The organism is Glaciihabitans sp. dw_435 (assembly GCF_018449675.1).
In the GTDB taxonomy this organism is placed as follows: domain Bacteria; phylum Actinomycetota; class Actinomycetes; order Actinomycetales; family Microbacteriaceae; genus Glaciihabitans.
In genome coordinates, this window is the sequence record NZ_JAAVUZ010000034.1 from 1 (window position 1) to 9,063 (window position 9,063).

Consider the following 9,063-nt stretch of genomic DNA (forward strand, 5'->3'; position numbering starts at 1 on the left):
GGAAGCGCCTAACTAGGCCGTATTGCGGTGGTTGAACGTGCTCTCACGGCTGAGTGGGAGCGGCAGTGGGGTGGATGGGTTTGTTCGCTGTTCACCTCCCGCTCCCCGGTACTTCATCGACGTGAGCTGTACTCAAGTGACCCGAGACTTGCCGGGACCTGACTGCGTAGGGGACTTCGTGACCGAGACAACAACTGCTGCCCGTCGCGCGCGTCGCCTTCAGGTGATCGCCGCGACCACATTGACCGCCGCGTGCGCCTTCGGGCTTGTCGCGCCCGCGCAGGCGGCGCCAGGCGATTCGATTACCGCGCACCCGGATGCGTTCGGTCGTTACTTCGTCGACCCCGCAACGGCCGCCACTAACACGACGGCGAACACGACGCCCGCGACGAACGCGGTTATCGCGGTGCTGTCCCCGATGCTTCAGTACTGGACGCCCGAGACGCCCGCGACGCCGGCGTGGGATGCGAACGGCAAGTTCCTTCCCGAGAGCGTGGGAACGGTGACGAACCACACGGTGCTCGATGCCAACATCGCTGAGGCCGCTCGAATCACCCAGACGCGCACGGCCGAGCAGGCGGCTGCCGCTTACCGCATTGACCGACGGAACCAGAACTACTCGGCGATCGCCGGTCTTGGCCCGTATGCCCAGGCGTTCATCGCCGGCACCAACGCCGGCACCACGATCCCCGAACCAGTGCCGGCCGATGCGTCAACAGTCACCTACAACGACACCGGCAACTCCAAGGGGCAGTGGGCGGACTCGGGCACAACCTATGGCTCGATGGTCGACCTCGTTAACCTGTTCCGGAACAGCAGCGCGTCGACAACCCCGCCGAAGTCCTATTACAACTACGCGCGGCCGTTCCGCTGGAGTACCGACGTGAGTGTGCTGCCGACACTGACGCCGGTGAAGAAAGCCGACGCCGATGCGCTGGGCGACGGCGGTTACCCGAGCGGCCACACGAACGCCGCCTGGCTCGCGAGCTACGCGCTCGCATACGCAACGCCCGAGCGTTTCCAGGAAATCCTGACCAACGCTTCGGAGATCGGCAACAGCCGCATCGTGGCAGGTATGCACTCGCCCGCCGATGTGATCGGCGGCCGGATGCAGTCCACCGCTATCGCGGCCGCGGTTCTCAACGATCCCAAAAACTCTGCCCTCATGGACAGCGCTCGCACGAGCGGCAAGGCTCTCGTCGCCACCACTCCCGCTGGCACCGACGCATACTCCGACCATGGCAGCAATGAAGCTCTCTACGAGAAGCGTCTGACCTACGGGCTCCCTCGGGTGGGCGTCACCACTCTTCCGGTGACAGTTCCCAAGGGCGCCGAGGCTCTTATCGCGAGTCGCTTGCCCTACCTCACGGCCGACCAGCGCCGCTGGGTGCTCCAGTCGACGGGGCTTCCTTCCGGGTACGCGCTCCTCGACGATGCCGAGGGGTGGGGTCGTCTCGACCTGTTCGCCGCCGCTGACGGTTACAGCGCCTTTGCGACGGACGTGACGGTCACCATGAACGCCGCGGCCGGCGGATTCAACGCGACCGACACGTGGCGAAACGACATCGATGGCACGGGTGCGCTGACCAAGGCGGGCACGGGCATCCTCACGCTCACCGGATCGAACACCTACACGGGAGGCACCACCGTGAGCGACGGGTCGCTCGTGGCAAAGTCAGCGACCTCGTTCGGCACCGGTGCGGTGTTCGTCTCCGGGGGCAGCCTGTCGGAGACCGTTGCTGCACCGGTTATGGTCGGTGGCAACCTGACCGTTGCCAAGGCGGGCAAGCTCGCACTGACGGTGGATTCAGCATCTGCAGCACTGAAGATCTCGGGCGACGTGAACCTCGCGGGCACGGTGGCGGTGTCCATCGCGGGGGGCTTCACTCCCGCCGATGACCAGGTGCTCGCGACGTACACCGGGTCGGCAACCGGAATCGACGGCGCCACTCTGGACATCGCGGGCCTCCCGGCTGGCTACACGCCGAAGCTCGAGGCGCGCGGCGGTGCCCTGCACCTCGTGAACACCACGCCGGCCGGCGGGTCCCCTGCTGTCGACACCCTTGTCACGGGCACTCCCACGATCGCCGGTGCCCCGGTGGCCGGCGACACCCTCACCGTGTCGCCCGGTGAGTGGGGTCCCGCGCCGGTCACCCTCGGCTACCAGTGGCTGCGCGCCGGACAGGCGATCTCCGGCGCAACCTCCGTCTCCTACACCCCCGGATACGCTGACGTCGGCCAGCAGCTGACCGTGCGGGTCTCGGGAACGAAGGACGGTTACACCTCACAATCGCGTGAGGCTGTTGCATCCGGCGTCGTGGTTGCCTCGCTCGCGCTGAGCGATCCGTCGGTGGTGGCCGGTGGCACGGTCAGGGCAACGGGCGCGGGCTTCCGCCCCGGTGAGTCGGTGCCGGTCGTGCTGCACTCGGCTCCCGTGACCCTTGCGACGGCCACCGCCGCAGCCGATGGCACCTTCACCCTCTCGTTGACGATACCGACGGACACCACAAGCGAAGACCACACCGTCATTGCAACCGGGGATGACAGCGGCATCACCGCGAGCGTGGCACTGACAGTAACGGCTGCCGACGGGGTGGTTGACCCCACCGCGCCCGATGACTCGACCGGCACGGACCCCGATGGTGCGACGAACCCGGACGGCTCCCTCGCGTCCACGGGCGCGGTCATTCCCCTGTTCGTTCCGATCTCCGCCGCCGCGATGCTGGCCCTGGGAGCGGCATTCGTGATCGGCCGCGCGCGGATGATGCGCTCGCGTCGGGCGAAGTAACGCGAAGCTCGGTGCCGCGGCCCTGACCCTACGGGGCCGGAGCCGCGGGGGCGCCGCCCAGCTCGAGACTGGTCGTGATCGCGTCGAAGACGGCGGCCGTGGCATCCTCGTCCGCGTCGTCCCACAGGGCGAGTCTCACGAGGATCGAGCCGAACAGAACCTGGGCCGCGGCTCCCGCTGTGACTGCCGCGGGGACGGTGCCCCGGGCGTTGGCCGACTGCAGCCACTGGGTGAACCGGGCCTCGATCGGGGCGCCGAGGCGCTCGTACAGCAGGCGGGCGATCGTCGGATCTTCGTATGAGGCAGCGACGATTCCGCGCAGGAGCGCGGTGGTGTCGGGCTCATCGATGTAGGCCAGTACCGCCCGGAACCAGTCGGCCGCATCGATGCCGATCGCATCGGAGGCTGCAGCGCCGGGGTCGGGCAACACCATTCCCTCGAGTACGCATTCCGCGAGGATTGCGTTCTTCGATGACCACCAGCGGTAAATCGTTGCCTTGCTCACGCCCGACTGCGCGGCAATCTTCTCAATCGTGAGGTGCGCATACCCGCCCCCGATCGTCAGGTCACGGGTCGCGGTGAGGACGGCGGTGCGGGCTTCCTCGCTGCGCACTCGTCCCCGGCGTTCCATAGCGCCATCGTAGCTCCCAGCGATCTCCAACTTAACGATACGTACCGTTTTGATAGAGTTGGGGCTATTCGTGGTGCGGTCGATGGTGCTCGCTCTCTTTCATCATCTGTAAAAGGACGTGCCCGCATGGCCGATCTGTTGTACCGCCTTGGCCGCTTTGCCGCCCGTCGACGCTGGACCGTCGTCGGGGCATGGGTGGTCATCCTCGTGCTGGCCGCCGGCGGATACCTCCTCGGGGGTGGCACGCTCGCCAGCAGCGTCTCGATTCCCGGCACGCCCACGGCGCTCACCACCGAGAAGCTCCAGAAGGAGCTGCCGGGCGCGAGCGGCGGAACCGCATCGGCGGTCTTCCACACGGAAGACGGCTCCCCGTTCACCGCGGCGCAGCAGAAGGCGATCACGGCCCTCCTCGCCGATGTCGCCAAGAACGACGGCCTCGAGTCGGTCGTCAACCCGTTCACGAGCGAGGCAGCCCGCGCCGCGCAGAGTGACACGATCACCGAGGGACGCGCGAAGATCGCCGCCGCGCGCACCCAGCTCGAGCAGGGGCAGGCGCAGCTCGACGCCGCCACCGCCCAGGCCACGTCTGCCGGCGTGCTCGACCAGGCCCAGGCCGCCTTCGACGCCCAGCAGACGAAGATCGACACGGCGACCACGGAGCTCGAGTCCCAGAGCGCGAAGCTCGAGACCGGGGCATCCCTTCTGAAACTCGCCGAAAACGCGCGCGTGGTCTCGAAGGACAACAGCGCCGCCGTGGCAACCCTGCTCTTCACCGAGCCGCAGCTTGACGTGCAGCCCGAGGTGAAGGACGCCATCCGGGCGACCTTCGAGTCCGCATCGATCGCGGGCGTGGACATCGACCTCTCCAATGAGCTCGTCAGTGGCATCCCGAGCCTCGGTGGCGCGAGCGAGATCATCGGCGTCGTCATCGCCGGAGTCGTGCTGCTCATCATGCTCGGCACGCTCATCACCGCCGGCCTTCCGCTCATCGCCGCACTCGTCGGTGTTGGTGTCGGCGCGCTGACCACCCTCTCGTTCTCCGGCCTCATCGAGATGTCGTCGGTCACCCCTGCGCTCGGCCTGATGCTGGGGCTCGCGGTGGGCATCGACTACTCGCTGTTCATCATCAACCGCTACCGACAAAACCTGCGACACGGGATGACCCGAGACGAGGCCATCGGTCTCGCCAACGGCACCTCCGGTAACGCCGTCGTCTTCGCCGGCGCGACCGTCGTCATCGCGCTGCTCGCCCTCAACATCACGGGGATCCCGTTCCTCGGCCTCATGGGAACCGCCGGTGCGCTGTGTGTCGCCGTCGCCGTGCTGATCGCCGTGACGCTGACGCCCGCCCTGCTCTCGATCGTCGGCCGCAAGGTCATGAGCAAGAAGGCGTGGGCGCGCATCGAGCAGCCCGTCGCTCCCGCGAAGCCGGTGAAGCCGGTTCGGCCTATGTCGACCACCCGCGCGGTGCTCACCACCATCGGTGCGATCGTTGTGCTGCTGGCCGTCGCGATCCCCTCGCTCTCGATGCGACTTGGATTGCCGGATGGCTCGTCCGAGGCGACGAACTCCACGCAGTACCGCGCCTACAAGGTCGTCGCCGACAAGTTCGGTGCCGGACAGAACGGCGCCCTCGTCGTGGTGGCCGACCTCCCCGCGGGACTTTCCGACCAGGCGGTCCTCGAGCAGCAGGTCTCCATCGGCGAAAAGATCTCCGCACTCGACAGCGTCGTCGCCGTGGCGCCGATCGGCAGCTCCGACAACAACCGGGTGACCGCCTTCCAGGTGATTCCGGTCGACGGCCCCACGAGTGAATCGACCGAGACCCTGGTGACGGAGTTGCGCTCGATGTCACCCCTGTCGGGAGACATCCCGATTGAAGTTGCGGGACAAACCACCGGCAACATCGACATCTCCGAGAAGCTCGCCTCGGCGCTGCCGCTCTACCTCGCAATCGTGATCGGTCTGTCGCTGCTCATTCTCATCGTTGTGTTCCGCTCGATTCTTGTGCCGATCATCGCCACCGCGGGCTTCGCACTGTCACTGTTCGCCGCGCTCGGCGGCCTGACCGCGGTCTACCAGTTCGGCTGGTTCAGCGGCGTGACGGGCGTGCACGACCCGGGTCCCGTGCTGAACTTCCTGCCGACCATCATGGTGGGGCTGCTGTTCGGTCTCGCGATGGACTACCAGCTGTTCCTCGCCTCCGGCATGCGCGAGGCGTGGGTGCACGGCGCCCCGGCCCGCACCGCCGTGCAAGCGGGCATGCGCGCGGGTCGCGCGGTCGTAATTGCCGCGGCGATCATCATGATCTCGGTGTTCGGTGGGTTCATGTTCTCGGAGGTCACGCTGATCCGCCCGTTCGGCTTCGCGCTGGCGTTCGGGGTGCTCGTCGACGCGTTCGTCGTGCGTATCCTGCTCATGCCCGCGGTCATGCACCTGCTCGGCGAGAAGGCCTGGTGGATTCCGAAGTGGCTGGACCGCATCATGCCCGACGCCGACGTCGAGGGCGCGTCCCTCGAGCGCAAGCACCACGCGCCGAGCAGCATCGACGTCGACCCGACGGCGGTCGAGGCGCGCTAGCAGGGGGAGTTGGCGGATGCTCCAGCCCGGGGCATCCGAAATCCCAGACTCTTTGTGTGCCCGATCCACGCGCTCACAGGACTTGCTCAGTTAGGCTTGAGGCGGGCCGCTCGGAGACGAGTTCTGGCCCATTTTTTCGCCGTAGGCCAGTGGGGGTGCGGTCATCGGGCGCTCTGCCTCGCCCAACTCTCGTTGCAAGGACTGCGCTTTCGTGACCACCGTTGTACATCCCGGAGACTCGCTCTCCCGGCGCCAGAAGCTCGTCTACGTTGTGCTGCTCGGTGCGCTGACGGCGCTCGGTCCGTTCACGATCGACCTGTACCTTCCCGCGTTCCCGCAGGTGAAGGACGACCTCGGCATCAGCGACTCGCTCGTGCAGTTCACGCTCAGCGCGACGACCATCGGGTTCGCGATCGGGCAGCTGTTGGTGGGCCCGTGGAGTGACAAGGTCGGCCGCCGGCTGCCGCTGATCGTCGCGACGAGCGTGCACGTGCTCGCCTCCCTCGGGGTGGCCCTTGCCCCCGACTTCGAGTGGCTGATGGTATTCCGGGTGCTGCAGGGTGCGGGCGCGGCCGCCGGTGGCGTGGTGGCGATGGCGACCGTGCGCGACCTGTTTGGCGGGTACCCGCTGGTGCGGATGCTGTCCCGCCTCGCGCTGGTGTCCGGGCTTGCCCCGATCATCGCCCCGCTGGTGGGTTCGCAGCTGCTGTTGCTGCTGCCGTCGTGGCGCGGCCTGTTCGGAATCCTCGCCGCCTACGGGGTGCTCGTGCTCGTGGCATCCATTCTGTTCATCGTCGAGACGCTGCCGAAGGCCCGTCGCGCCGAAGCTGGCCACAGCACGATTGGCCAGCGCTACAAGGCCCTGTTCAGCGACCGGATCTTTGTCGGGGTCGCCATCATCGGCGCCATGACCTTCTCTGGCCTGTTCGCATACCTGTCGAGCTCGTCGCTGCTGTTCCAGGATGTCTTCGGCTTCAACGCCCAGCAGTACGGCCTGCTGTTCGCGGCGAACTCGCTCGGCATCGTGATCGGCACGCAGGCAAGCGCGCGGCTGGCACGCAAGATCGGGCCGCAGTGGATCCTCTCGGTCACGACCGCGGGGCTGTTCGTGGTCGCCGTTCTGATTGTGGTGTTGGATGCCTCGGGCGCCGGCATCGTCGGAATCCTGATCCCCCTCTGGTTCTTCATCACGTTGTGCGGTTTCACGCTGCCTCTCGTGCAGGTTCTCGGGCTGGCCAGCCACGGCAAGGAAGCGGGCACCGCGGCCTCGCTGCTCGGCGCGCTGAACATGGGCGTCGCCGGCATCCTCTCTCCCGTCGTTGGGCTGTGGGGAATCAGCAATGCGATCCCCATGGGTGCCGTCATGGCCGGCACCGCCGTGATCTCGATCCTGTCGCTCTGGTTCCTGGTGCAGCCGCGGTCGGTTCCCGCGCTCGCGCGGTAGCTCGCCGCCCGGGTCATCCGCCCCGCCGCAAGTGGGGCGGATGCAACCCGCACTCGCGGAGAGTTCCAACGTTGTAATGTGCGTAGCAGCGTCGAGCGGTGACGCACCGGCGGCGTGCGAACGCCCGTGAGGAACGGAAGTGCCAGGGTGTCGATCACGATGCACGATGTGGCCCGGCTCGCGGGGGTGTCGATCAAGACGGTTTCCAACGTGGTGAACGACTACAACCACATCCGCCCGGAGACGCGGAAGCGCGTGCTTGATGCCATCGAGACCCTGGGGTACCGGCCGAACCTGTCGGCGCGCGGCCTGCGGTCGGGGCGCACGGGCGTGATCAGCCTGATCATCCCCGACCTGCGCAACGCCTACTTCGCCGAGCTCGCCGATGCCGTGATGCGCGCCGCCGACACACAAAATCTCTCGGTGATCATCGAGCAGTCCGGAGATTCGCGGGAGCGCGAGCTGTCGCTGCTGACCGGGCCACGCCGGCAGATGGTCGACGGGATTCTCTACAGCGTGCTCGCCCTCGGTGAGGATGACGCGCACCTACTCGACGCCATCGACACCCCAATGGTGCTGCTCGGGGAGCGCATCTTCCACGGGCCGACCGATCACGTCACCATGCGCAACACCGAGGGGGCGCGGGCCGCGACGGAGCACCTCATCTCCCTAGGCCGCACGCGCATCGTCGCCCTGGGAGCACACCGCGGCGAGGTCGTCGGATCGGCCGGGCTGCGGCTTCGCGGATATCGGCAGGCACTGGATGACGCGGGGTTGCCGTACGACGAAGCCCTGGTGGGTGAGGTCGGGGGATGGTACAGAAAAGAGGGCGCGGACGCGATGCGGCGGCTCGTGGCATCCGGTGTCCCCTTCGACGGAGTCGTGGCCTTCAACGACCTGATCGCCCTCGGTGCGATGCGGGTGATGCAGGAGGCGGGGCTGAGTATCCCGGCAGATGTTGCGGTGATTGGGTTCGATGACATCGATGAGACGCGGTACACGCTGCCGAGCCTGTCCACGATCAACCCGGGGCGCGAGGAAATTGCCGAGGTCGCCGTGCGGCTGCTGATGGAGCGGATCGCGAGCCCGGGGGTGGCGATTGCGCCGCGCGAGCACCTGTCCGCGTTCACCGTGGTGCCGCGGGAGTCGAGCGCCGCGGTCTGAGGCACTGCAGCCGGGGGTGCTTCGCGAACCTGGGCCGCACGAACCGGGCCTGCTCGGTTAAACCGGTCTCGCTCGTTGAAACCCGGCGATTGCGCTGAAACCCGGCGATTGCGCTGAAACCCGGTCTTGCTCGGTGAAACCCGGCCTTGCTCAGTGAAACCGGGCCAATGCGCTGAAACCGGGCCAGCGCGCTTGACCGTTTTCAGCGCAATCGCCCGTTTTCGCCGCGGAGGCTGCCCGCCGGTCCGGTTCGACCCGCTCCGCGGGCTCTGTCGCGCAATCCGGACGAGTTCGGCGGGCCGCCTTCGACCGTGACCTGCAATCCGGGCGAGTTCGGCGCCGACTTCGGACCGAACAGCAACTGAACGGGCGGATACGGCGGTCGGCGGCGGCATTCCGGGCGAGTTCGGCGCTTCCGTGAGCGCCAGATCTGCACAACGGGCGAGTGCGGCTCAA

At 67.3% G+C, this 9,063-nt stretch carries 5 protein-coding genes; 4 read left to right on the forward strand and 1 reads right to left on the reverse strand.

The features are described 5' to 3' along the window. Positions 1–178: 178 nt before the first annotated feature. Entirely contained in the window at positions 179–2,788 is a 2,610-nt protein-coding gene (locus tag HB677_RS18015; protein ID WP_307852642.1) for a phosphatase PAP2 family protein, read from the forward strand. 28 nt (positions 2,789–2,816) lie between these two features. Here HB677_RS18015 and HB677_RS18020 read toward each other — a convergent pair whose 3' ends face one another. Next, positions 2,817–3,419, reverse strand: a complete 603-nt coding sequence (locus HB677_RS18020) for a TetR/AcrR family transcriptional regulator (RefSeq protein WP_213817124.1) — start codon at positions 3,417–3,419, stop codon at positions 2,817–2,819. Between the two features lie 126 nt (positions 3,420–3,545). On the opposite strand from HB677_RS18020, the gene HB677_RS18025 reads away from it, so the two are divergent. From HB677_RS18025 to HB677_RS18035, 3 genes are all read left to right on the forward strand, one after another. Further along, positions 3,546–5,999 carry an MMPL family transporter gene (locus tag HB677_RS18025; protein WP_213817125.1) on the forward strand — a complete coding sequence of 818 codons (2,454 nt, stop codon included), beginning with the start codon at positions 3,546–3,548 and terminating at the stop codon, positions 5,997–5,999. A 211-nt stretch (positions 6,000–6,210) separates the two neighbouring features. Then, on the forward strand, positions 6,211–7,443 hold the full coding sequence (locus tag HB677_RS18030; protein ID WP_213817126.1) for a multidrug effflux MFS transporter: 1,233 nt from the start codon (positions 6,211–6,213) through the stop codon (positions 7,441–7,443). 147 nt (positions 7,444–7,590) lie between these two features. Next, positions 7,591–8,607, forward strand: coding sequence for a LacI family DNA-binding transcriptional regulator (locus HB677_RS18035; protein ID WP_213817127.1), 1,017 nt, complete (start codon positions 7,591–7,593; stop codon positions 8,605–8,607). Positions 8,608–9,063 lie beyond the last annotated feature (456 nt).

Excerpts from the sequence above, each read along its gene's own strand:
- HB677_RS18025 (WP_213817125.1), top strand. The coding sequence starts at position 3,546 with ATGGCCGATCTGTTGTACCGCCTTGGCCGCTTTGCCGCCCGTCGACGC.
- HB677_RS18020 (WP_213817124.1), bottom strand. The coding sequence starts at position 3,419 with ATGGAACGCCGGGGACGAGTGCGCAGCGAGGAAGCCCGCACCGCCGTC.